Source organism: Sphingobacterium micropteri (genome assembly GCF_014692515.1).
Taxonomy (GTDB): Bacteria; Bacteroidota; Bacteroidia; order Sphingobacteriales; family Sphingobacteriaceae; genus Sphingobacterium; species Sphingobacterium micropteri.
On sequence record NZ_JACOIK010000014.1, the window covers coordinates 38,624 to 64,169 of the forward strand.

The following is a 25,546-nucleotide window of genomic DNA, read 5'->3' on the forward strand; positions in this document are numbered from 1 at the left end:
ATTATACCGATAAACGATACTAATTCCCCAAATAATAAGATGGAACCGGTGCTTGTGGATAACCCTGCGAACGCTGCAACACATAGCTCCTATACACGCCGTCTTGCATTAAGGTTACCTTTCGGCCCTTCGCTGGAATATGGGTATGGTAGATCCGTAATTCGCCGGGCAAGGCGGTCACCACCTCTTCACGCCAATCGCCAAACAGATCAGCTATCATAATGATATCACCGTAGATACCATCTGCAATTTTATCACCCCTCCAATAGCCGATAGACTGACGCCTTCCTCCTGACATCGATTCTGCGCCCCAACGGTTATCATCCCCGAAAAACAATTGGCGGGTATTTCCGGCATCCCACCAGATCCAGTTCCGACAAGGAGGTACATCGGCATTGGAAGCTAATTTTTTACCATCGGCACTCAACATGTATTTATCGGTAGAACCTCCTTTTTTATCTTCTGCGGCAAAACATTCCAATCCGGGGCTATTCGGATCGATGTCTGCAACCATACCGTCCCCCACATGAAACGTTTTATGCCCTACTCCCCAAATCCGCTCGCCGGTACTCGCGTCCACTGTGCTCACACCATAACCATTATCTATCCAAGGTTCGATCGCCAGAAATACTTCCATACCCTCCCGGTCTGGATCGATATCCGTCATATAGGCTTTATCGGAATGCCCCAAGCCTGTCGACCAGCGCAATGTTCCGTTGCTGTTAAGCATACAGGAACCGAGCAAAATCTCATCTTTTCCATCGCCGTCTACATCGCCACAAACCATGTTATGTGCGCCTTGGCTTCGCACGACAGGGTTCTCCTCATCGCCATCCCATCGCCAGCATTTTTCCAGCTTCCCGTTATTCAGTTGCCATGCATCTACAACCATCAGTTTATAGGTACCCCGAGCTGCCAGAATACTGGGTGTCTTCCCGTCCAAATAGGCCATACCGATTTGATTTCGGTTTTGACGGTTTACATTGCCGTATCGGTCATTCCGTTCCGGCCAGTCCACACGGGCTATCTCCTCCCCGGTCATCCCGTCCAAGACCGACAAATATTCACTGCCCCCATAGATGCGTGCAGCATCGTTCTTTAGATAATCGTCTCCGGCAGTTTTTAGGGCGATTTCGGCTTTTCCGTCCCCATCAAAATCATACGCAATAAAGGGCGAATACCACACACCCGGCTCAATTCCTAGTCCTAAATCTTTCGTCCACAAATACGTGCCGTCGTGCAAATAGGCTTCTATCTTATACGTTGTACCATCATCGGGGTTCGGCACACCCGGATCAACATTTGTATGGGGATGGCGAATTATATAATCGTATTGACCATCGCCATTTAAGTCAGCTACGGCAACCTTTCCCGCCCGCACATTTGGATCTTTCAGTTTTATACGATGATAATTGACTTCTTCGCCATCATGTTGAGCTAAGGATTTCTTTTCGCTGGTCGTTTTCTCCGTACCGTTGATCGCTTCTACCCAATAGGTCGCATTGGCTCCCTTAACGGAGGTGTCGACAAAATCCGTTGTGACGGTGATCGGCCTTTGATTCAATTTCTTCTGTTTATTATTTACAGCGCGATATACGTTAAATGCGATAGCGTCATCATCCGTTTTTAATAATCGCCAACTAATGTGAACCGCACCATTTTCGTTGATATGGGCTAAGGTCAACCCGCGATCGAGCTTCTCTTCAACTCTTGTTTGGGCAAACCCCTTTACCTCTTGTTTCGGCTCGTGACTAGGATTTAAAATCTCGTACATATAGGTGCGCTCCTTCGGATCTTGTGAAAAAGCATGGAAATTCCACAAAAACAGCAACGCGATGCTCCAAAGGATGTGTGTGTAGTTCATAACGGCTTATCTATTTAAAATATGATCATTTCCATTTTTCATGGGTTTATACACTGGTAATTACGAAGTTATTATTTTATATGCGCGACGGCAACCTGCACCCTCCTGCCTGCAAAATACATTTGAATTGCTGAGTTTTCATTACACCATGGTGAGAAACGACTAAACAAGGACAGCACAGGTTGCACATGCCATTAAAAAAATATACTATTGTAGCTGCTGTATCTTTTACGTAAACCTGCGGTATGAGAAAAACGACACAATATCCCTGCCTATCTACACAACGATTATCACTTTTGTTGGCCCTATTTTTCCTAATTTTCTACCAGTTTTCAGTAGCAATGGTTCAAAAAGACAAGCGTGCTTTTTACAACGTGATGGATTACGGCGCCAACGGCGATGGCATCCATCTCGACCATATAGCCATAAATGGCGCTATTGATGTTGCTGCCGCAGCCGGTGGTGGCACGGTGGTTCTTCCGGCAGGCACCTACCTTTGTTTTTCTATTCGTTTAAAAAGTAATATCACATTATATTTAAGTCCCGGGGCAACAATTGTTGCTGCGCATAAGGACGAACATCCCGGGCAATATGACACTCCGGAACCTAATCCGTGGGCCGACCTGAAATATCAGGATTTCGGACACAGCCATTTCCGCAACAGCTTGATATGGGGCGAACATCTCGAAAACATAGCCATTGTCGGAACGGGTATGATCTACGGTAAAGGATTGCAAAAATGGGGTGATCCCACGCCGGGACTGGGGAATAAATCCATCGCCTTAAAGGAGTGCAGAAATGTTGTCCTCAAAGATTTTTCTATTTTACAGGGCGGGCATTTTGGGATACTTGCCACGGGCATTGATAACCTGACCATCACCAACCTCAAGATCGATACCAACCGAGATGCCATTAATATTGACGGCTGTCGGCATGTTCGGGTTTCGGATTGCCTGCTCAATTCGCCTAATGATGATGCGCTGGTCTTAAAATCATCGTATGCCCTGGGCCGACCGATCCCGACCGAGCATGTCACTGTCCAGAACTGTTCGGTATTTGGTTATGATGAAGGCACCTTTCTAGATGGTACATTCCAGAAAACACAAAAACAAGCACCAGACAAAGGTGTCGTTACCGGGCGGATAAAATTCGGAACAGAATCTAATGCAGCTTTTCGGCACATCACGATCACTAACTGTACCTTTGAACATTGTCGTGGCTTGGCACTCGAAACCGTTGACGGTGCTGTATTGGAAAATATAACGGTATCCAATATCGTGATGAACGACATCCTTAATGCGCCTTTTTTCTTTCGCTTGGGGCGACGGATGCGTGGTCCGGACGATTTACAGATCGGGACATTCAAACGTGTCTTGGTGGATAATGTTGTCATCACAGCAAGCAACCCTGTCTATGGCTCGATGCTGATGGGCATTCCGGGACATGATGTAGAAGATATCCGTCTCTCCAATATCTGGATCCGCATCACAGGTGGTGGCACAGTCGAGCAGGCGAAGACAGTCGTACCTGAGCTGGAAGAATCGTACCCGGATCCACAGGAGTTTGGCGAAATCCCCGCTTATGGCTTCTTTATCCGGCATGCCAAGAATGTATATATGGACAACATTACACTGGAGTTTGAAAATCCAGACTACCGGCCGCCATTTATTCTGGAGAATGTAAAAGGTGCTTTTTTCAATAATATTACCGTCCAAACCATGCCGGGTGTAGCTAAATTCGTTTTAAAGGACGTGGAAGATTTTCATTTAAAGGAAAACAATTCGAAGCGGCAGATGCGACTGAAAAAAGTAAAAGCAAAGTCGTTGTAAAGAATTAGGGTATCACAGGTTGCCTACCCTATTAAAAAAACATCGTATTGTAATTAGTATATCTTACGAACTTAAATTTATTATATGAAACAAATCAAAACAACATTCCTTTTATTATCCCTGCTATTATCCGGGATCCAGTTATCGGCGCAAGGAGGAAACATACTTGAAAAAGATCTCGGCGGGTATCTTTTCACCTATTTTGGAGGAGGTGAAAACGGTGAGGCAGTCCGGTTTGCCATTAGCTTAGATGGGTACAATTACTTTTCGCTCAACGATAACCAACCTGTTTTAGACAGCAAGCAGATTAGCTCGGCCGGTGGACTGCGGGATCCGCATATCCTGCGTGCCGAAGACGGGAAGACATTCTATATGGTGGCTACAGATATGATGGCGTCCAAAGGTTGGGATTCCAACCGTGCTATGGTATTGCTGAAATCGACCGATCTGATCAACTGGAATTCCAGTATCGTCAATATCCAACAGAAATATAGCGGACAGGAAGATCTGAAACGGGTATGGGCCCCACAGACGATCTACGATAAAGAAGCTGACAAATACATGATCTACTGGTCGATGAAGCATGGAGATGGTCCGGATATTATTTATTATGCTTATGCTAACACTGATTTCACGGATCTGGAAACGGAGCCCAAGCAGCTTTTCTTCCCGAAAGAAGGTAAGCCATGCATCGACGGCGATATTATCCACTACGAAGACAGCCTTTACTATATGTTCTATAAAACCGAAGGGCATGGAGACGGTATCAAACTGGCTACAACGGCATCGCTTACTTCCGGTAAATGGGATGAAAAAGAAGGGTATAAACAGCAAACGCAGGAATCTGTCGAGGGATCCAGCATCTTCAAGCTAAACAATTCAGACACCTATATCCTGATGTACGATGTTTACCGCAAAAAGGAATTCCATTTTACAAAAAGTGACGATTTAAAAAATTTCACACCGATTGACCAGGAGATATCGATGGATTTTAAACCGCGTCATGGTTCGATTGTTTCCATTACCAACGAGGAGCTACGTCGATTGATCGGTAAATGGGGCCAGCCCGCGAATCTTCCTAAAATCAACAAAAATCCGATTATAACGGGTTATTACGCTGATCCAGAGATTATTTATTCACAGAAAGACAAAAAATACTACTTATACCCAACCAGTGATGGATTTATGGAATGGAGTGGACATTATTTTAAAACATTCTCTTCCGAAAATCTCGTGGACTGGAAAGATGAGGGTGTGATCCTGGATCTGGCAAAGGATGTGCCCTGGGCGCGTGAAAAGGCTTGGGCTCCGTGTATTATAGAGAAAGAAAAAAATGGTGTCTACAAATATTACTATTATTATACCGGCGCGGGAAAAATAGGCGTCGCGGTATCCGATGAGCCAACCGGACCATTTATCGATTCGGGCAAACCGTTGGTCGACTGGAAACCGGAAGATATAAACCGCGGTGCCGAAATAGATCCGGATATATTCCACGACCCCGTATCGGGCAAGGATTATCTGTATTGGGGCAATGGTTATGTGGCTGTCGTCGAATTAAACGACAACATGGTTTCGATGAAAAAAGAGACGTTGCAGACCTTTTCTTTACCGCGTTTCCGGGAAGCGGTAGAAGTTTTTTACCGCAACGGAATTTACTATTTTCTATATTCGGAAAATGATACCCGCAGTGAAGATTACCGCGTGCGCTACGCGATGTCTAAATCTCCGACCGGTCCTATGGAAATCCCCGAAGACAACCTTATTTTAGCAAAAGTTTCTAAAAAGGGTATATACGGTACCGGACATAATTCCGTATTGCAAGTCCCCGGTACAGATGAGTGGCATATTGTTTATCATCGCTTTAGCCGTCCAAACGGCATCGATATGGGACGTGCCGCAGGCTATCATCGTGAGGTGTGCATCGACCGTCTGGAATTCAATGATGACGGAACGATAAAAAAAGTGGTGCCGACTTTGTAATCGGCACCACAATTTATATCAACCCTTCACCACGCAAATTTTGCAAGATTTCCTTTTCATTTATCGAACTATAATCTGATTTGTCATATACCTCAGCCAATAGTAATTTTTCATCTTGATAAAGGACAAAAGTTATTACTCTAGCACCTCCTGACTTTCCTCTTCCTTTACTTTCTATAGCTAATCTGACCTTAAATAGATTCCCTCCCAGAGGAATTCCACTTTGTGGATTCTCAGACAGTTGCTCAACTAAAATTGCTAAGTCATTCTTAAAGGATGGATATTTTTTCGACAGGGCTTTGGCAGATCGGCGAAAAACATCACTAACAACAATCTCATAGCTCATCCAACAAATCCTTTACTGGTCGTGTTTTGAGTTTACCTTGTTTAAATAGATTTACATCTGTCAATACTTTTTTGAACCGTAGAGATAATTCAGCTTTTTCGAGTTTTTCTTTCAGATATTTACGCTCTTTTATTATAGCCTCCCATTCGGTCAACGGGACCAAAACACTGGTCTTTTTTCCTTTTTCGTCACTTACGTATAATATGCTCCCTGCCATAACAATTACATTAAACCTTATTTCAAATTTACGAAATAATTTCATATTACTTTGGCTAGTAGCAGAAAAGATAAACATCAGTGTCGGGATGGAAGAATTAAAAAAGTGGTACCGACTTTGTAATCGGCACCTACCACTTATTCCACCAGCCTATAAATCTCGCTTCCCGCAAGCAACACACAGCCCAGACCATAGTCCTCAAAGTCTGGCACTTTGTCGACAGTTACCGGCTTGCCATCCTTCAGTTCCTTTCCCGTAGATTGGACATATCCTAAAAATCCATTCGGTTGAATCGCTTCGTCAGTTATCGCTGTCTAGCTTTTTTTATTATCATAAAAAATTACGATAATCATTTCTTTCAAACTAATTAACAGTTACATAAAATGGTTGAGAAAAAACATTTCCACATGGAGTTTGTATCCTCACGGAAACAGCAAATGTCCCGATGTCATAAAACATAATTTCAACTTCACCAAAACTAAAAAAATCAATTTGGAAGTCTATGCCTGTTTCTTGACCATTAACCAAAAAGATATACTCTGTATAATAATCCCCTGGATATGTTGTTGGGAACGTGAATAAGCCTTTCGAAAAAATCGCGAGATTGTATGGACCATTGACGTTCATATCCCAAGGTACAGGTGCCGGCCCAACAGGCACAGATAATTTTCTTTCGAACGGACTTCCACAAGAATTATTTATCGTTGCCGTAACCGTTGCCCAACCAACAGAAGCGAATTGTACGTTTACGGGATTCGAGGTATTTGCGCCTACAATGTTCAGCTGTTGCGTAACGTCCCATGTTATTTGGCTCCCTGAAGGGAGATTTTGCATTTCAAACGTTCCATTAGAGCAAACGATTTCGGATCCTGAAATCTCAAAAGGCAATGCTTTTTGAATAGCTTTATACGCGTTTAACCGTCCATATCCCATCTCATTATTCCAAGTACCAAAGGGGTATGTAGTTCCATAATTCCCGTATATTACTCCTCCCACCTTATCTGTTGTTGTTCCCAAGATTTGATAGACATGATATGGAGAATAATTTGGCTGACATTGAAGAATCATCGCTGCTACTCCCGCTACTATTGGTGTGGCTAATGAAGTTCCCGAAGAAATAGTAAAGGTATCAGAATACGCCGTAGTAAAAATTCCATCTCCTGGTGCGACAATACCAATGCCAGCTCCGTAATTAGAGAAAACGGATCTATTATCATTATCTCCCGTCGCTCCTACGGCCATTGTGTATGGACTAGATGCCGGAAAATTTATCGAAGAAGCATAGTCATTCCCTGTTGCAGCAAAAATAGGAATGCCTTTACCACTTCTTCCCCCATTTGAATACGCTAGTTGAAAACCCGATTGAACGAGTGCGCTGGGATTACCCAGACCAAAAGAACAACTGAGAACATGGACGGGAGCATTGTACACCGCATACGCCATGGCACCATATTTCCAAGAATCTATACTATAAAACGTTGTATTGTTCGGGTCAGAAGATGGATTATATCCTATTCTTATCGGAATTATTTTAGATTTATAAGCAGCTCCAGTAACCAGAATGCCGTTGTTTCCTATAGCAGCTGCCGCTCCGGCACAAACAGTACCGTGCCTATCAGTTCCTATCGGCATACCGGTTGGATCGTATCCCGGCAAAGTGGATAGATCAATATGGTCAATTTGTACCGCTATATCTACAATCCCAATATTGATAGTATCACCGCTCGCCCAGCACCAAGCTTCTGGTGCTTCAATTTTGGGTAAGTGCCATGAGGAGTTATAATAAGGGTCGTTTGGAGTAAAAGCAGTTGTCTGTATTGCTGTAAAAAAGTTTGGTTGAGCATAGATATATCGCCCAGTTTCAAACAGAATATTTGATAAATCCAACGCATCTAACTCTGATACCTTATCTAACGTTAGTATATATGTGTTTACTTGACCCAATACCGTTATAATATCAACAATGTGAAATTGTTCTTTTAGCCTCTTTAGATCTTCTTCCGTTGCTTCATGCTTAAACTTCACTACTAACTGGTTGATAAGACCATAGTTTGTGGTAGTTTCATCAGAAAACATCTGACTTACGTTCAAAACCTGTTCTGTACGCTCATACGAAGTTAGATCACGCAGTATTTGATTTTTATTATCAGAAATGTTCAGGTCTATTTCTAAAAATGGTGGAAGTTTGCTAGTGATATCGATTTTCTTCTCTTCTAAATATTCTGCCAAAGCATCTAATCCTAGCGTAGAAATAGAATTATCTCCGTCCTCAGACAGATCCTTTAATTGAAGGAGAATCCGATTTCTAATCGGATTCAAATATTATTTTATCACCTGTTTCACTGTAATAAAACCTCTGCACGTCATTACGTAGTAATTGTTCAACTGCTTTCATAATAAATAGTTTAAATTATTTCTTAGTTTATTTACTGAGATAATAAACACCGTTGACATCGTTCTCTATTTTTTTGTTATTAACGATAATAGAATCGAGTCGCAACCCCATACATTCTATTTCTCGTATTTTAGAGCCGAAATAAACCAGTGTATCTATGTCATTTGTAGAAAAAACAAGATAACAGGTATCCCCTTGACTTGGAGGAACAGTGAGCTTTAAAAATTTGGGTTCCTTATCCCTTACAGTAAATGGTAAATTTAAGTGCTCTCCATTGACCTTTCGGACAATCTTAAAATCATCTATTATATATTTGGAATTTTCGCCAAAAAACACGTCGTTCCCCTGTTCGTCAACGATATTAAAATCCACAACAAATGGAGGTAATACCGGCAGACAATCCATATTGCTGTCATTGTTTTTTGAACAAGAATATATGATCAACAAAAAACTGTATATAATTACGTGAGATAAAAAATTCTTCATCATAACAAAGTTTATAGTTTACAATTCTAATATAGAACGGTTCTGACGTCTTCGTCGCTACAATCCTACCAGCCTATAAATCTCGCTTCCAGCCAGCAACACACAACCCAAACCGTAATCTTCAAAATCCGGCACTTTGTCGACAGTTACCGGCTGGCCATCTTTAGGTTCTTTCCCCGTGGATTGGACGTATCCTAAAAAACCATTAGGTTGGATAGATTCATGGCTTATGGCTGTCCAGCCCTTTTCCACGATAGGCCAATAAGTCGCCTTATCCAATATGCCGTTGTTCATACCCCAAGCCATTCCATATACAAAAAGGGCCGTGCCACTTGTTTCCTTACCACCGTAGTGATTCGGATCATGTAAACTCACATTCCAAAAGCCATCTGCACGTTGCAAAGGAGCTACGCCTTCGGCCAAACTTTTAAAATCTGCTAAGTATTCCGCATAATGCGGGTCAGTGGTGGGCAACTCCTGCAATACAAGTGCTAAAGCTGCTAGCACCCAGCCGTTACCCCGCGACCAATAACAGTCTTCGCCGTTCGGCTCTGTATAGGGCGGAACGAAATCCTTATCGCGCCACCATAGTTTATCTTCCGGATTGTACAAGCCGTTTCCGCCCTCCACATATTTGATGTGGTGGTACATTTTGTACATGTAATCGAAGTACTTTGTATCGTTTAGTGTAACCCCTAACTTCACATATATCGGCATAGCCATCTGGATAGCATCGATCCAGGTCCAATCATTATAACGGCCGCTATTGATCACCGAGTCGATATTTTTCTGGATGGCTTCTATCCGTACGGGTTGTGGATCGATACGGTACAGGTCAATATAAGTCATCCCACAGTTTTGGTTATCCGCATGCCGGGTGTATACTTCTCCACGAACGGGTTTCCAGTCATGCTTTTCGCCCCATTCTACCGCATAGTCGTAATATCTTTTGTCCGGATCAATCTTATAGAATGCCATGAGCCCTTCGTAATATACCCCCCGCGTCCAGATATTTGCCCTACGTTCTTTGTTGGTGATAATATTTTTGCCCGGATCGGGCCATTTCTTCATAAAATAATCATTCACCACACGTAACTGTTTCACCACATCCTTTTTAGTCGTGAAATCTTGTGCCGTGGATACGATACTTCCACAGCCTATTAAAATAAATAAAAACAACTTTTTCATATGTCTCTAGGGCATCTTTTTAAATCCTTCTTTTTTAATCTTCCATGTCCCATCTTTCGGGAATCCGGGGAAATCCCCTTCCGAAGCATCCCACCCTTCCAACATCATGGCCACGGCTGTCAGTGTTCCACCGTTGCCCGGTAGGTAGATGCGTAATCTGCCATCTTGATAATTATGTCCGTTCTTGAGGTAGGTATTGGTCTGTATGTCCATAAACAGGGCATCCAATGCTTTTTCGGGCAAATCCAGACGCGCTGCATTCATGGCCGTCATCGGAAAATCCCAACCCCAGGTTTTTTCCCAGAACCATTTCTCCCATACGGTCTCCAGCGTATTCTTCATAATACCTTTGTCCAGTTTTGGAGATTCAGGAACCATCCCCAAAGCGCCCAGCACAGCCGGGTGATCCGTCATCCATTTCGGAAAAGTATAAGAGTCCGTTGCTGTTTCGGTAGCTAGATAAACATCGCCCTGCACCGGTAACGGAGCCAGTTTGTTAATGACCTCGTCCCATTCGGCAACCCGCGGTTCACCTAAGCGCTCTTTCCATTCCTGTGCAACGCGCAATGCCCAATCCCAATAAGCCACCTCGTAGGTAGGGTTAATGGTTTTCGCCGCCGGAAAGACTTCCTGTGCAGGGATCACGCCCAAGCCCAGGTTATAGCGATCTTTTTCTGTATCGTAATGTGCGTAATCTGCCATAAACTCAGCCGATGCAAAGACCAAATCTTTATATTTTTCCAAGACCTTTTTATCTTGCTTATCGCGATAGGCCAGCTCCGTCATATAGATGATATGGGGTTGCTGCCAGATCAGGAAAGCCGCGACCGAAGACGGACTCTCATTACCGTCGTTGTCCGACATTTTAATCCACCGTACGCCTTTATATCCCTGACGTTCTGCCAATGCTTTTGCTTTTTCAAACGTATGGAAATAATAGTTCAGCGTCTTTTCCATAATTTCAGGACGCCCCCAGAGTGCAAAATGCACCCCATGCCACCAGTGCATCTCGGTATGCGGTTTGCCATACCAGCTATTGAAGGTTAGACCTGTTTCCTGTGGCGGATTACTACCCCCACATTGTACACGGGTGAGATATTGTGACAGTATAAGTCTACGCTCCAACTCGTGTGCCCTAGGATCCGTACTTCCCTCAAAATCTACCGCTGCACCACTTTCCCAAAACGCTCTCCAGCTATCTTCACTTTCTTGAGCAGCTTTTTCATAGTCCGCGGTACCACGTTCAAAGTTATTTTCTTCCGCAAACGTGAAGGAAAACACAAACGTCTCGAGATTCGACGCCGGTTGATATACAAAATGGTGTTTTCCGGCCTCTTCGAGTTTTCCTTTTGAATAGTTCAGCCCCGTAAAATAATTGGTTCCCGACAGGACATGTTCCAATACGGCAGTTTCATCTGCCTGCGCAAAAATTTTGCTTTCGTGCTGATCTTCCTCTTCATAATAGGCTGCTTCGTCCAGAAACTGTCCACTTGGGAAAGGGTAACGTATGAATACCTGCAAGCGTTCGGATTGGATCAAAGGGGAAGACACCTTTACCGCAATTTTATCGGCTGACTGTGCCGCCGCCGTCCACACTTCTACCGGCTCACCTTCTATTGTAAATTTACTGTAGATCAAGCCCGTCCATAAATCCAGCGTCTGTTCCGCCTGCTGTATATCTTCGACCGTCGCCTGTTCGCCGTTTTTCAACGTAAAGGCTAAACCTACGTTTCCGAGCTGCAACCGATGTGGATTTACCCGATAGTATTCTGTGGCTTCCGTATTCCTCCCGCCTTCTTTATGCTGGACACTGTATTTTGCATCCCGTCCTTCGTTGTTAAAATCATATGATTTTAAGGTTTCTTCGAACAAGTAGTTTTCATCGTTATCGAAGGTATTCCATCCCCATTCGGACTGCGTGCCCAATGACACCCCTTTTTTGTAATATACCGGAAAAGACTGCATCCCGGTGACATCTACCGTATAAGCAAATACACCATTTCCAACGGTTAGTGAAGCCAGTGTATCGGCCGATTGATTAACGATATTGTGACGCTGCACAACCGCTTTTCGATCAATTTTTCCGCTCTCGGGCGTCGTCTGGCAGGAGGCGAAGATCAAGAGGGCTGCGCCAAGTCCCGTTATCAAATTTCTGCTCATCTATATGTATTTTTTGTATGTTAGCAATGGATTTTACTTTGTCAATAATGTGGCGGCGATAAGACCGACCACCACGTCGTTTGTTTCTGCGATAAGCTGTAGTGCTTTCAGGTTTTTCGAACCATCTAAAGGCAAGTCCAATAGGGTTGCCGCACCGCCGTCAATCCCTCTACTATTAAGCCCTTTAATCTCCGTGTATTTTTCCAGCTCACCACCACGATATAATTCACCTGTTTTGAGTGCTACACGATAAGGGATGTCCTCATCGGGGATCTCGAAAGCATAATTATCATCCAGATAATCCTGTTCAATCGGCCACCAGTTTGTCGGATTTTTCAATTCCAAAACAGCTTCTTCTCCATCCTCATACAACACTTTCACACGTGCATTTACCATCTGGGATTGCATAGGGTTTGTCGAGCCTGCCATCAGCAGATATACCTTATCTGCCTTGCCCTTTAACGGCATTTCTTGCACGGTTGGGTAATTATCCCATTGGCTGACAAATAGTACATTTTTTGTATCTCCTTTAATCAGGAATGGAATGCCCAGATAGTTTACTTCTTCCTGTTTACGCGCTGCCATTAAGCCGCTATCGTCAATCGAAGGTTCGACCAGTGGATAGCACCAGTTTCCGATCCCCTGCCACGGTAGCTGTAGTGTAGGAACAGCAGGCCGTGGCGATAAGTAACGCTGCTTAAAAATATCGCTGAGCTGGGCATTATAATGCGTAGAAAGATCTTGGGTTCGGTACGTCCCTTTGTTTTTCATCTCCCACTGTACATGTTTCACCGGTATCTGCGTCCCTGCTACATCGATCTGAAAAACATTGGTACCTTTCGTGAGCGAGGCGCCCGGCAATTCGACTTCCGTAACGGCTGACGGCGAAAACGACACGGCTTGCTTGAAACCGGCTTTCTCCATACGACCTGCCAATTGTTTCTCCGTATGATTTCGTAAACGCAGACGAGGTTGTTCCTCCTCCACCCGTCTATCCACGCCAATCGGCGCGGTCAAAGAAATGTCTACCGCGTGCCACCAAGTTACATTCCCCTGTTTCAATTTCACGAAGAAAGTACCCTTATGCTCTTTCTGTACGTAAGAAAAAGTACTGGCCGTTTGCCCGGTAATGAGCTGTTGTGGATCGTAGACGTCTACCAGTTTCACACTTGTCGATAGCGGAAGCGTAAGTTCCTCTGTGTAGGGATGTTCGATCAGCGCATTATCCGGAAAATCCAACTGGCCCACACCGTTTATTTTTATAGAAAAGTCTGCTGCGGCCGGTGCTTCAAACGTCAACACAGGTTTATTGATCGACGATCTTTTGATTGACCAATCTACCGGCTTCCCGTTCACCTCTACGGAATTCATATAGGCAAAGCTAAACGGCACTTCCATTTTTAAGGCTACCGGTTTCTTATATTTTGTATGAATCTCGTAATAGAGATTCTCTGCTTCCCGCCGAAAAGCATAGCTCCATGCGGGTAATTCAATCTCCGCAAAATCCCAATCCTCCGGAAACCCCGGTTTTATCAGTATATGTTCATCCAACAGCTTGGGGTAAAAACCAAATAGCCCTTCCGTTAACGTCCGTGAAGCCACCCCGATAGGGTCTGCAAAGTCTCGGTATAGTTCGCCACGGAAGGCATCGTAATGCGATAACTGTTGAAAGTTGCCCGGACTTATACCATGGTACATACTTTCCATGATGTTGCTCTTCCACAAACGGAAGGCGTCGTCCTGCCGCCCCGATTGCCAATAGGCTAAGGCTCCCTGCAAGTTTTCTGCGAGCGCCACGTTGTTGATCGACCAAGTATAGGGCTGCCAAGTAGTTGTCGCTAAGGTGTAAAGATCCTCCTGTTCTTGCCCCTCGACCTGGATCGGGATATGGGGCAGGTGATTATCGATATATCGTGTATTTTGATAGCTATCAAATTCATCCAGCAAATAGGCATCTGCTATATGATAGACGGTCCATAGCCCCGGTTTGTCGTGTACCAATTGCTGGCCTAGCGCATCTTGATATTCGGCAAAATAGCCTTTTTCTTCTAGCCAGAGTCGTTCGCGCAATGCTTTGCCGATCTCCGCTGCTTCCTTTTCGTAAAAGGAAGGATCTTTTCCCAGCAGTTTAGCGAGTTTTGCAGCCGCTTTATTCGCTCTATAATTGTATGCCGAGGTATGGGCTACGCCTCCTCCCGAATACTGCAACCCATCGCTCGCCCAGATCGCACAATAAGCATCGTAGAGACCTCCTCTCTTGAAATTACGGCGCTCCCAATCCAGATGACGTTCAATAGTAGGCCACATTTCCTGTAAATACGTCAGATCGCCCGTATAATCAAAATGTGTAAATATTTGATCGAAAAATACGAGGTTCATATCGTAGTGGTGAGCGACCGTATTGTTGTTTGGATTACGGGAAATATATCCACTCGAAAACATGGAAGTTCCCATTTCCTCTATATGCCGTGCAAGGTGTAAGGCGGTGTCCATCACCACTTTTGCTTTCGCGGGTTCTAGCACCTGGGAGTTTGCATAACTGGAAAAATGTTCTTTTGCGCGATCATGCCATCCGAGAGCATCTGCCGCATAGGCACCTCGCCAGGCATTCAGGCGCATGCGCCAAGCGACGGCGCCGTGTAGAAAAGTGGGGCTTTCCCAGACACCATCTGCAGCGACCGCCAAAGCACTACCAAACGTATTTAAGAACCGATCCGGCGTTTTTAATCTTATCCGTTCCGTGAGTTGCAAACGCGTCTGTTCGGCTTGTTGGTATCGGTCAGCCAACTCGGACGCACGATATCTTTTTCCTTCCAAACGGCCCTTTGCCACTTGAATATATACTGGTGCATGTTGCAGTGCGTAGGTGCTATAAACAATCGGGTTACCCCTCGCTTTCGTCTCCGTCAGTTTCGTCAAATCTTCCAATACCTTCGCATCCGAAAGCTGAACCTGTTCGGCGCCAGAAAAAGTACCGTATACAAACTCCTCTTTTCCTTTCCCATCAAGGTAAGTCAACTCAAAATTATTTTGCGCTAACTGATAACGATTATGAACAGTATATTCCGGCAATAAATAAAAGCCCGATTCTGGATCGGCTCCTATATCACCTCCGCGGCTAAATTTCTGCCCACTCGCTCCGCCATACAACGCATGTACCCGGACATCGTCGGGCATGTTTGTCGCTTCTAACTTCACGATCATCCCTTCTTCATTCGCCTGCGCCAATACGGTAATATGGAGGGTACCACCTCCGATTAGCGGATCTTGTATCCGATAGACCATCGATCCCGAACGATACCGCGTTTCTATATGTTCCGCATCAATCAGCTTTTTGAAAGAGCCTTCCTTTTCCATGACAAACTGCAGGTTGCCCGCCATCCCCGGCATATAGAGCGCAAATTCCGGCAGATCTCCGGCCTCAACACGCGAAGGTTTGTTATTGCCATAGAGCGCTCGATTAAAACGATATTTCCCATTCACAAGCAGGAAGTCGCCCTGATCTTCGGTATAATGCAGGCTACGCGGATTCTTTTGCCAATGTCTGGATTGAGCCACCCCATCTGCTCTTGCACCCCATGCTATGGCCAAGGAAAGACATATATATCCTATTCGTTTCTTCATGATAGATGGTTTATTTAACGGCATGTAATTTCAAGATATCCGATGAAGCATCTTTTCTGATCTCGATTTGTCCTTCCTCGTAATCACCATGGATGGCAATATCGGATGATCGACGTCCGGAAATATCAAATATATTGGATTCCGTATCTGTTTTCAGTCCTTCAATGTGGACATTTTTAACATTGCGCAATGTCAACACCGGCCCTTCCTCTGGATAGATCGTCACATCTTTGAGGTTGATTTTCTCCGATTCCAGAATCTCGCCACCTACTTTGGAGTGGACAACAAAGTTTTCTACGTTGATGTTATCAATCATGTGTTCCGGCAGCCCGTAAAAATAGAGCGCTCTTCTGGCACTTGCACAGACCACATCGCTGATATAAATATTTTTAAACGTTGGCGTCGTTTCATCCACTGGTGGGATTTCCTCCACGATTTTAGACTCATCACCATCTTCCAAGGTTTCCACGACTGATTTACCTCCATAGTACAGGTTGAAGTGAAGTGGTTCGGTAGCAATATCAAACATACTGATATTGCGGATGAAAATATTCTCAACCACCCCACCGCGACCTCTGCGGCTTTTGAATCGTAGACCGACATCAGTCCCTAGGAATTGGCAGTTGGACACCAGGATGTTTTTAACACCCCCAGACATCTCGCTACCTACCACAAAACCGCCGTGGCCTTTGAATACCGTACAATTGTCGATGATGACATTTTCCGTGGCACGGCCGCGTTTCCGTCCGTCTTCGTCCTTACCGGATTTAATACATATCCCATCGTCGCCCACATCAAAGGTGCTGTTGACGATAATCGCATTTTTACAGGATTCCAGATCCAAGCCATCCCCATTCTGTGCATACGACGGATTTCTAACCTGTACCCCGTCCAAGATTACATTCTCGCACATCAGCGGATGAATATTCCAGGCGGGTGAGTTCTGAAAAATCACACCCTGCAGGAAAACGTTCCTACATTCCACAAAACTGACCATTACCGGCCGTAAGAAATCTCTCACGGACATCCATTCTTCTTCCGTTTTTAGATGACGTGGCACATTCATATCACTGGTGGTATCCGCATGTAAATACTGCGCCGACGGCATCCAATAATCGTCACGTTTGAACACCCCTCCCGAGGAAGTTGCGCGTTTCCAAAAGCTCTCGGAAACCTTATCTTTTTTCAGCGGACGCCAATAATGTCCGTTTCCGTCTATCGCGCCATTACCGGTAATCGCAATATTCTCCAAATTTCTTCCTGAAATGGGAGATTGACATCTACGGGTGTCGAGTCCTTCGAAAGAAGTTTCCACGATGGGATATAAATCTTTGTCGGGAGAAAACAAGATAATCGCGCGGTCTTCCAAGTGTAGGTTGATATTGCTCCTAAAAACGATAGGACCGGTAAACCAGACTCCTGCCGGCACCCGCAATCGCCCCCCTCCTTTTGCTGAGAGCGTTTCCATCGCTTCCGCGAATGCTGCTGTATTCAATGTTGTGCCGTCTCCGATACCGCCGAAATCTGTAATCGACACCTCGTTATTTGGAAATGTAGGCTGTGATACAACGGGCATATCAAAAGGTAAATCTTCATATAAATAACCATAATCGGATGGTCGGTGATCATGGTTGCACGATATACACCCCAAAACGACCGATATCAGCAAGCATCTTTTTAATATATCTATTATTCTTTTCATCCTTTTATTATCTCTAAACAAACGAAATTAGCCGAGGGCTTGTCTTACGTATGACCAAACGTTATCAAAACTAAACTAAGCGTTCTTTTTTTACTTTTAAAAATTGATACAATTCATCCAAAAATTAATAAAACATCTAAATAATGTAGATTTTTAACAGATTATCACAGTTTATATGATAAAATATCGAAGACAAATGTTGTCGATGTTTCTGCGGCTCCTCCTTGGGTTGCTCCAAACAGATAGCGGGGCGTTCCCTTATCTTTGTCAAGCAGGAGCATGGGACGTTCTAAACGTCCAAAACGTTTGAGGTGTGCCGGAGGGTTGCCCTCCTGCACGTAGCTCTTCATATCCAAATAGGAGACCCGAGGTTCCGACCAACGGAGACCGTCCGTAGAAGACAATAATAGCCCAAACTCATGGTTGTAAAATCCCATATCCCGGGCAATCATGTAATACATCCCTGCTTCTTTCCACACAAATGCATCTTCCAATTGCGCATTATTGGGGCGTCCGGAAAAGTCGATAACGGGTTTATCCGATACTTTTGTATAGGGGCCTTCGGGGTGGTCGGCTTTTGCCAGACCATACTTCCGGTTTCCGCGCACCGCCCCCGATTGATTTTGGTATTCTGCGGTGTTCCAAGATTTATAAAATAGCCAATATTTGCCACCATCGCCTTCCACAAAAGCAGGGTTTGTTGTACAATGGTCGTCCCAAGCCCCCTCTTCTCCCGGCATTAGCGCCGGGCTATCGGGACGCTGCCATGGGCCGTCTAGACTCTTTGCCGTCGCAATACCGATGCGTTTGGTATCCGTCTTTCCATTCGAATTGCCCATGTAAAACAGGTAATAGGTATCCCCTACTTTCTGAATAAGGGGATTATGACAAGTTGTGCTGTCCCAATATCCTTCCCTTGGACGAAGTACCACACCAAGATCTTTAAAGGGTGCGTCCGGGTGCTCGGCAACAGCATGTGCAATTTCAGAACCCCGAATCCAACCACTCATACCCTTCTCTTTCTTCCAACGCGAATAGAAGAGATGTACTTTGCCGTCATCGCCCCAAATCGGGGAAGAACACCAAATATAGTAGTCTGCCAAGGCAAGCGACCGACCGATAGGTTTTAGGGTAAAAGCCGGCGTAATACCCGCATTAAATGCATAAAGAGACGGTACGACCATCGCACCTGACAATAAATAAAAGCCAGCCTTTATAAAATCTCTTCTGGAATGTCCAGCTCGTTCTCCTGTTATTTTTGTCATGGTTTTATTTATTAACATCGCTGTTCAGGTCTATGTCTCTAATATAGCGAAAAATAACCCCTACGGTGTCATGTACTATCCTGCATATCCGGATTATCGATCTAACTCCAATAAACCCATGATAAATGGTCCGGTAGCTTTGGCGTCGTTCTCCCGGATACGTTCGTTGACGTAATAATCATAGCTTCCGTCGCGGTAAGGATGTCCACCTAAACCCGCGACCGCATTACATTGGATAAGCGTAAGTGTACCATCGGCTTCCTTTTTCAACAGTTTCTTTTGGATGCCTTGCAATGTCTTCTCTGCTACAGTTTTGTAAGATTCGGAAATATATCCTTTATTGGCAGCTTTGGCGAAGCTGTACATAAACATGGCGTTGACAGAAGCCTCCTGATAATTTTTTTCCTTCCCGATCTTATCCAATACTTGCCACCACAAGCCTTCATTATCCTGATATTTAGGCAATGTCTCGGCGAGCCCGTTAATCAGGAAGACTATTTCATTCCTTTGGGGATAATCTTTCGGGATGAAGTCCAACACATCCACCAACGCCATAAACCACCAACCCATACTACGTCCCCAAAAGTTAGGCGATTGTCCTGTTACTTTGCTGGCCCATTGTTGCTTTTTGCTTTCGTCCCAAGCGTGATAATAAAGTCCGGTTTCGGGATCATAGGTATGTTTTGCGGTTACGAGAATGTGGTTTATTACGTCGTCAATATTCGTATTATCATCGGTGAACTGCCCATATGCGGCAATGAAAGGATCCGCCATATAGATACCATCTAGCCAGATTTGATGCGGATAAATCAATTTATGCCAGTAGGCTCCCTCCAATGTACGGGGATGCACTTTCAACTGGGACATCAAATTTTCAATAGCTAATTTATATTTTTCTTTCCCGGTTTTTTCGTATAACGTGAATAGGATTTTACCGGGGTTAATATAATCGATATTGTAGGTCTCTCTTTTGTAGAGATGGATACTTCCCTCATCATTGATGATGGTATCCGCCCAAGCCTCAACATAATCGAAATATTTTTTATCGTTGGTTTTCTCCCACATTTTCAACATGGCTAAACAGCCCAGTCCTTGACCGTACCCGAAATAAAGCCGTTTGCCATGATCAATCTGCCAAGCTTCCGGGAAGCGCTTCATTTCAGACTCCGCAAATTGGAGATAGAGTTTTTGTTCTTGGGCCACAGAACGGAGACTCAAGAAACCGAATAGCAACATGAAAACTGCGATGGTTATTTTTCTATTTGACATAGGAATTAATATAAAGGATGCTGTTGACCACGAAGGCCGGGGTTATTGTCGATGGTCGATGTATTCAACGGGAAAAGCTCCACTTTGTTTTTCTCTAGACCGCGGAAGATATTTCTCACCCAAACTTCGTTTGCAGAAAATTTGTTATTAAAGAAAGCTGCAGTGCTTCCATACATATCCAAAAGGGTGTACCCCTGTTCTTCCAACGCTATTCTTTCGTCTGAGGTTGGTTCATTGGCGAACGGAATAAAATCTAAAGCAACAGTCGGATCGTTGAACGTCTTTGCATCTGTCATCTGATAAGCGCGATATCTCGCGACATCCGCATATTTCCCGGTACGGTTTGCTAGATCCAAGATTTGCTGTTTTGTTTCCGTCAGTTTTTCGTACAGTATACCCCAACGGATTAAATCGGTTCTGCGCCAGCCTTCAAATCCCAGTTCCAGCTTCCGTTCCTGTATGATTGCATTTCTGAAATCCGCATACATCGCGGGCGTTTCTCCTATCTTCGATCGATCATTTTGGAAGGCTCGCAAACGCACTTTCTCGTACATTTCTTTGGCCACGGTCGTCGGTCCGTTGTTCAGTTCGTTCTCGGCCTCGGCATACATCAATAACAGGTCTGCATACCGCAAGTGGATCCAGTTAATATCCCGTTGAGCAGCAGAAACACCTCCATCTGCCTTCCAGTTTACACGGTATTTACCGATCGCATGGTTCGCATAAGTATTCATTTGATGGGTACTTTGCGCCGTTATCGCATAATTGGCGATGGTGACATCCCGACGAACATCTCCTTCTTCAAATTCAAAATAATAAGTTGGCAGCGCAGCCATTGCCGGTTGAGATTTATTATAAAACGATTGGGTATGTGCGAAAATACCATTCGTATATCCCAAACGTGCCTCATTACGGTCGGCACCCTTTTGACCATATTCAAACATCGATTCGCTGTTGTATTTCCCGTTGACTAGGTCGCGAAAAATCGTTTCATAATCGATCAACGCATGCTCCCCTCGATCCACAACTGCCTTACAGGCGTCGCGTGCGATCTCGTATAGCTCTTGAATACGCTGCGTATCGGAGCGCCGCGCCAACTGTACGCTGCCCGGAGCGTAGCTATCCAAATCCCAGCGCAACGAATAGCCCGCTGCATATAGGGCTAGACGTGCCAATAGGCCATAAGCGGCATTCTTGGACACTCTTTCTACAGGCATCCCGGACTCCCCTTTCCACGGAAGCAATTCGATAGCTCGTTGTAGATCCGCTACGCAGCCGTCTAGTATGGTATCCCTGCTTACGCGTGACGATGAAAAGTCGGGCATTTCCACGACCGGGATAGTGGGATAAGGTACATCACCAAAATGCCGTACAACATGCAGCATATTCATCGCCCGGATAGCATAGGCCTCTCCTAACAGTGCATTTAGCTTTTGCTGTTCAGCGTCATTGGTACTCGTCATAAGTGGGATATTGCTGATCAGTACATTAGCCTGCTCCACACCAGCATACATCGTGGTATAAGTAGATGTAGGACTTATAGCAGGGTTAAACACATAGTTCGAAACCTGATTTTTCGAATTGGTTTCTCCTTCCGTGGAGAAGCACTCGTCCGTTCCCATACCAAATTGATAAAATAGTTCTGCATTAAATGTGCTGGTATAGGCACCCAAAACAGCCATCTCTGCTTTTCCAACGTCTTCGAATATGGTGGAGCTATCGAAATCCTTTTCTGATGGCAGTTCTAAGAAATCTTTACACGAGGTTGTACCCAATAGAACGCCTGCAATAACGATATATATATTTTTCTTCATGATGCTATGCTTTAAAAAGTTAAATTGATTCCGGTTACAAAACTCTTAATCCTTGGGTAAGCCGAATTATCGACACCTCGTGTCAAAATCTCGTTCGTAGCCGAAACCTCCGGATCATATCCTGAATACTTCGTAAACGTGTGAATATTGTTTAAGGTCACGTAGAATCTCAACCGCTGGATGAACGCTTTTTTCGAAACCGTACCCGGCAAAGTGTAGCCCAACGTAATGTTATTTATGCGCAGAAAGGAAGCATCTTCCAGGTAATAATCAAGCGGGTCGGAAATCGCAATATTGTTTCCCGAATTCAAACTCCATATCTGCCGTGCGTCGTGTTGATTAGGATTCAATTCTGCCAAGCGATTTAAGTTGTTTGTTTCCAGCCCGGTATTTGGATCAATGAGCGTGAAGCGATCGGCCATGTTGCCGAGCGAATTTTGGTTCGGCAAATACGGTCCCATAAAGCGTTGACTATTCATATTAAACACTTTGTTCCCGTAGGCAAAGTTTAGGAAAACACTCAGATCAAAGCCCTTATAGATAAATTCATTGTTGAAACCACCAAAAAACTTCGGCTCCGGGCTCCCCAATTCGGTACGGTCTTCGGGCGACCATACCGGATTGCCGGCATCATCGGTTTGGCCAGCAACTGGCAGGTATTTTACATCGCCCGGCTTCACCGTTGAACGGTTTTTACCTTTTAAGGACGCGACGCCATCTTTTAAGATATAACTGCCATCTCCCTGCTGAATGAAGTCATCGGTCGTGTATACGCCGTCATATCTATACCCGTAGAACGTACTGATCGGCCCACCTACGCCGGTATAGAAATTGATTCTGGACTCATAGCTCGTAATCATGTAGTCGTTACCCGCACTTCCGAAAAGCTGCCCTACCTTCGAACGGTTGAATGTAATATTGAACGCCGATTTCCATTGAAAGTTCTCATTCCTTACATTCAATGTATTGAGGGAAAGTTCCACCCCCCTGTTTCTTAAGCTGGCAACATTTTGGTATTGTTCACTGTATCCTGTTGACGTGGGGATGGCAGCTTTCAACAATAGGTTTTTCGACTCGTTGTTATAAAAATCGGCGGTTAGATTCACCCGGTTATTTAACAAGGCAACATCTAAAGCCACGTTCGCCGTCTGTGTCTTTTCCCAGACCAACGCGGGATTTCCTAAGGTATTGCTCGGTTTAACCCCAACAACAGTCTTATTATCTACCGCAACCACAGTCGATCCGTATAAGGTTGCGTACCGCGTACTACCGATACGATCATTCCCGGTTGTACCGTAACCGACACGTAGTTTCAGTTGGTTAAAAATTCCGTTGTCCTCCATAAAGCTTTCGTTATGGATGTTCCAAGCAGCGGATGCTGACGGAAAAGCCCCCCATTTATTCCCTTGCCGGAAGGTGGATACACCATCGGTACGGACAGTAGCTGTTACCAAATAACGATCATCGTAATTGTAAATTCCGCGGAAGAACCCCGATACCAAGCCGTATCGACGAGCTTCGGATTCGCCCCGTTCGGTACGCCCGGCTAAGCTAACGTCCTTCAATCCAAAATTACTCGGCGGAAATTCGAAATAATCATGTTTAAGACCTTGACTTTCTTCATAGCGCACTTCATGTCCTACCATTAAATTGATATGATGTTTATCCAGATCTTTCAACCACGATAAGGTGTTTGTCCACTGCCACTCAAATCCCTCTGCATTTTCCATCGAACCATACGGACCGCCATTGTTTCTGGCGTCCCGTGTCCTACCATCATCCCAAAAATCGGTACGGGTTTGCCCCCATTGGTATGATCCCTGCGTACGAAAGGTAAAATTATCGAGGAACTTCGCTGTTAAACCTACGTTGACATTTGCCAATCGGGAAGCGCGCTCCCTCATCCTTGCATCATTCATAATGATGGGGTTGCTCAGATCGTATTGGGAATTGATCAAGGCCATATCCTCACCAATATCGGTATGTAACAATTCTTCGTTGGTATACCGCACACCACCCGTAACTGGCTGTAGTGCCGCCATCTTGAGCATCCCTCCTAGAGAGCCACCTCCTTGTCGATTGGCATCTTGAAATAACGAATTAAAGTCTACATTAACGCCCTTAAATAATTGATGATCTACCTTCGCACGGACACTGTTCCGGCGGAAACCCGACTTTGCCAGTATACCATCTTGGTTGGTGTTGTTATAAGACAGCATCAATTTTGTCTTGTCGTTACCACCGGAGATATTGACATTATGGTTTTGTAACAACGCGCTACCACCGAATACTTCATCCTGCCAATCAATACCGGAGCGCGCCGCATAATCACGCTGGATTCTGTCGTATGCACCAGCGGCAAAATCAGGAGCAGACACATCGCCGCCATACATCTCGGCAAAATTATGTTCCTGCCCGGCCAATGTCTGGAATTCGTATTGGTATTTTACGTAGTCTTCTACGCCTAATAAATCCATCGTACGGCTCAGCCTTTCAAAACTCAGATAGGCGTTATAGTCAATGGCGGTACGACCGGATTTTGCGGACTTTGTCGTAATCAGCACCACGCCGTTTGCTCCCCGAGCACCATATATAGCAGTCGCCGAGGCATCTTTCAGGATGTCAATGTTTTCGATATCATTGACGTCAATTTTCATCAACGCGTCTTCCATGACAAACCCGTCTACAACATACAACGGCGCCGTTGAACCGGTTATCGATGTTCCTCCACGCACGGTAATATTGACGTCGGCTCCGGGTGCACCGCTTTGCGTAACTACGTTCACACCAGCGACCTTACCGGTCAATGCCTGCGCTGCCGTTGTAACGGGAACTTGACGAATATCTTCTCCTTTCACGGAGCCCACCGCACCAGTCAGGTCTCTTTTCCGCGCCGTTCCATACCCGATCACGACGACTTCGTCTAAGTCATTGTTGGCTGTCATCAGCAAGACGGTAATTGGGTTGCGATTAGCTAGGCTTACTTCTTCCGGGGTGTAGCCCACATAGCTCACTTGCAAGACGTCGCCGACTGTAGCCGGCAGAGAGAAAGTACCGTCACCACCTGTTAAGGTGCTTGCATTTTTTCCTTTAACCTGTACACTGGCACCACTAATGGGTTGATTGCTGGGATCGGTAACTCGACCCGACAGGGAAAATTCTTGTGCCCAAACGGCGGGCATTAATACACAAAAAAATACTAAAACAAGCAACCTTTTAAGATTGCCGTTTCGGATTACGTTCCATTTTGACATCGTTACTGGCATATAATTATAATTAGCGCTTAAACTTAACACCCGGCCATGTTCATCGTTAAAACAATGACGAATGTTACTTAACGATGTCAAAAGTAGAATTCAATTCTGCTTTTGACTTTTAAAAATTGACGAAATCTGTTTAAAAAT

15 protein-coding genes are annotated in these 25,546 nt (G+C 44.8%); 2 read left to right on the forward strand and 13 right to left on the reverse strand.

The window, feature by feature from the left end:
- Positions 1–19 precede the first annotated feature (19 nt).
- Complete coding sequence (locus H8B06_RS17755) at positions 20–1,864, reverse strand: rhamnogalacturonan lyase family protein (protein ID WP_190995549.1); 1,845 nt, start codon at positions 1,862–1,864, stop codon at positions 20–22.
- A 245-nt stretch (positions 1,865–2,109) separates the two neighbouring features.
- Here H8B06_RS17755 and H8B06_RS17760 point away from each other — a divergent pair, with 245 nt between their 5' ends.
- A complete protein-coding gene (locus H8B06_RS17760; protein ID WP_223857752.1) occupies positions 2,110–3,693 on the forward strand; it encodes a rhamnogalacturonidase in 1,584 nt (527 codons plus the stop codon).
- 84 nt (positions 3,694–3,777) lie between these two features.
- Complete coding sequence (locus tag H8B06_RS17765; RefSeq protein WP_190995550.1) at positions 3,778–5,676, forward strand: family 43 glycosylhydrolase; 1,899 nt, start codon at positions 3,778–3,780, stop codon at positions 5,674–5,676.
- A 13-nt stretch (positions 5,677–5,689) separates the two neighbouring features.
- Here the strand turns inward: H8B06_RS17765 and H8B06_RS17770 are convergent, their stop codons facing one another.
- The 12 genes from H8B06_RS17770 to H8B06_RS17825 form a co-directional block, all read right to left on the reverse strand.
- Positions 5,690–6,022, reverse strand: coding sequence for a type II toxin-antitoxin system RelE/ParE family toxin (locus H8B06_RS17770; RefSeq protein WP_190995551.1), 333 nt, complete (start codon positions 6,020–6,022; stop codon positions 5,690–5,692).
- Entirely contained in the window at positions 6,012–6,239 is a 228-nt protein-coding gene (locus H8B06_RS17775; protein ID WP_190995552.1) for a hypothetical protein, read from the reverse strand. Before H8B06_RS17775 ends, H8B06_RS17770 begins: the two co-directional genes overlap by 11 nt.
- Positions 6,240–6,602: 363 nt before the next feature.
- Entirely contained in the window at positions 6,603–8,558 is a 1,956-nt protein-coding gene (locus tag H8B06_RS17780; RefSeq protein WP_190995553.1) for a S8 family serine peptidase, read from the reverse strand.
- Between the two features lie 103 nt (positions 8,559–8,661).
- Entirely contained in the window at positions 8,662–9,039 is a 378-nt protein-coding gene (locus tag H8B06_RS17785; RefSeq protein ID WP_190995554.1) for a hypothetical protein, read from the reverse strand.
- 138 nt (positions 9,040–9,177) lie between these two features.
- Entirely contained in the window at positions 9,178–10,308 is a 1,131-nt protein-coding gene (locus tag H8B06_RS17790; RefSeq protein WP_190995555.1) for a glycoside hydrolase family 88/105 protein, read from the reverse strand.
- 6 nt (positions 10,309–10,314) lie between these two features.
- Positions 10,315–12,468: a hypothetical protein gene (locus tag H8B06_RS17795; protein ID WP_190995556.1), complete on the reverse strand. Its 2,154-nt coding sequence runs from the start codon at positions 12,466–12,468 to the stop codon at positions 10,315–10,317.
- A 33-nt stretch (positions 12,469–12,501) separates the two neighbouring features.
- Positions 12,502–16,092 (reverse strand): DUF4450 domain-containing protein, encoded by a 3,591-nt coding sequence (locus H8B06_RS17800; RefSeq protein ID WP_190995557.1) that lies wholly within the window; start codon positions 16,090–16,092, stop codon positions 12,502–12,504.
- Positions 16,093–16,102: 10 nt separating this feature from the next.
- A complete protein-coding gene (locus tag H8B06_RS17805) occupies positions 16,103–17,794 on the reverse strand; it encodes a glycoside hydrolase family 28 protein (RefSeq protein WP_190995558.1) in 1,692 nt (563 codons plus the stop codon).
- Positions 17,795–17,958: 164 nt separating this feature from the next.
- A complete protein-coding gene (locus H8B06_RS17810; protein ID WP_223857753.1) occupies positions 17,959–19,059 on the reverse strand; it encodes a glycoside hydrolase family protein in 1,101 nt (366 codons plus the stop codon).
- A 93-nt stretch (positions 19,060–19,152) separates the two neighbouring features.
- Positions 19,153–20,328, reverse strand: coding sequence for a glycoside hydrolase family 88/105 protein (locus H8B06_RS17815; protein ID WP_190995559.1), 1,176 nt, complete (start codon positions 20,326–20,328; stop codon positions 19,153–19,155).
- A 5-nt stretch (positions 20,329–20,333) separates the two neighbouring features.
- Positions 20,334–22,142 (reverse strand): RagB/SusD family nutrient uptake outer membrane protein, encoded by a 1,809-nt coding sequence (locus H8B06_RS17820; protein ID WP_190995560.1) that lies wholly within the window; start codon positions 22,140–22,142, stop codon positions 20,334–20,336.
- A gap of 11 nt (positions 22,143–22,153) precedes the next feature.
- Positions 22,154–25,396, reverse strand: coding sequence for a SusC/RagA family TonB-linked outer membrane protein (locus H8B06_RS17825; protein ID WP_190995561.1), 3,243 nt, complete (start codon positions 25,394–25,396; stop codon positions 22,154–22,156).
- Between the last annotated feature and the right edge of the window lie 150 nt (positions 25,397–25,546).

Bases quoted from the DNA above. Each gene is read 5' to 3' on its own strand.
- H8B06_RS17770 (WP_190995551.1), bottom strand. From the start codon at position 6,022: ATGAGCTATGAGATTGTTGTTAGTGATGTTTTTCGCCGATCTGCCAAA.
- H8B06_RS17815 (WP_190995559.1), bottom strand. From the start codon at position 20,328: ATGTCAAATAGAAAAATAACCATCGCAGTTTTCATGTTGCTATTCGGT.
- H8B06_RS17790 (WP_190995555.1), bottom strand. From the start codon at position 10,308: ATGAAAAAGTTGTTTTTATTTATTTTAATAGGCTGTGGAAGTATCGTA.
- H8B06_RS17820 (WP_190995560.1), bottom strand. From the start codon at position 22,142: ATGAAGAAAAATATATATATCGTTATTGCAGGCGTTCTATTGGGTACA.
- H8B06_RS17765 (WP_190995550.1), top strand. From the start codon at position 3,778: ATGAAACAAATCAAAACAACATTCCTTTTATTATCCCTGCTATTATCC.
- H8B06_RS17775 (WP_190995552.1), bottom strand. From the start codon at position 6,239: ATGGCAGGGAGCATATTATACGTAAGTGACGAAAAAGGAAAAAAGACC.
- H8B06_RS17810 (WP_223857753.1), bottom strand. From the start codon at position 19,059: ATGACAAAAATAACAGGAGAACGAGCTGGACATTCCAGAAGAGATTTT.
- H8B06_RS17795 (WP_190995556.1), bottom strand. From the start codon at position 12,468: ATGAGCAGAAATTTGATAACGGGACTTGGCGCAGCCCTCTTGATCTTC.
- H8B06_RS17785 (WP_190995554.1), bottom strand. From the start codon at position 9,039: ATGGATTGTCTGCCGGTATTACCTCCATTTGTTGTGGATTTTAATATC.
- H8B06_RS17800 (WP_190995557.1), bottom strand. From the start codon at position 16,092: ATGAAGAAACGAATAGGATATATATGTCTTTCCTTGGCCATAGCATGG.
- H8B06_RS17825 (WP_190995561.1), bottom strand. From the start codon at position 25,396: ATGTCAAAATGGAACGTAATCCGAAACGGCAATCTTAAAAGGTTGCTT.
- H8B06_RS17805 (WP_190995558.1), bottom strand. From the start codon at position 17,794: ATGAAAAGAATAATAGATATATTAAAAAGATGCTTGCTGATATCGGTC.
- H8B06_RS17755 (WP_190995549.1), bottom strand. From the start codon at position 1,864: ATGAACTACACACACATCCTTTGGAGCATCGCGTTGCTGTTTTTGTGG.
- H8B06_RS17760 (WP_223857752.1), top strand. From the start codon at position 2,110: ATGAGAAAAACGACACAATATCCCTGCCTATCTACACAACGATTATCA.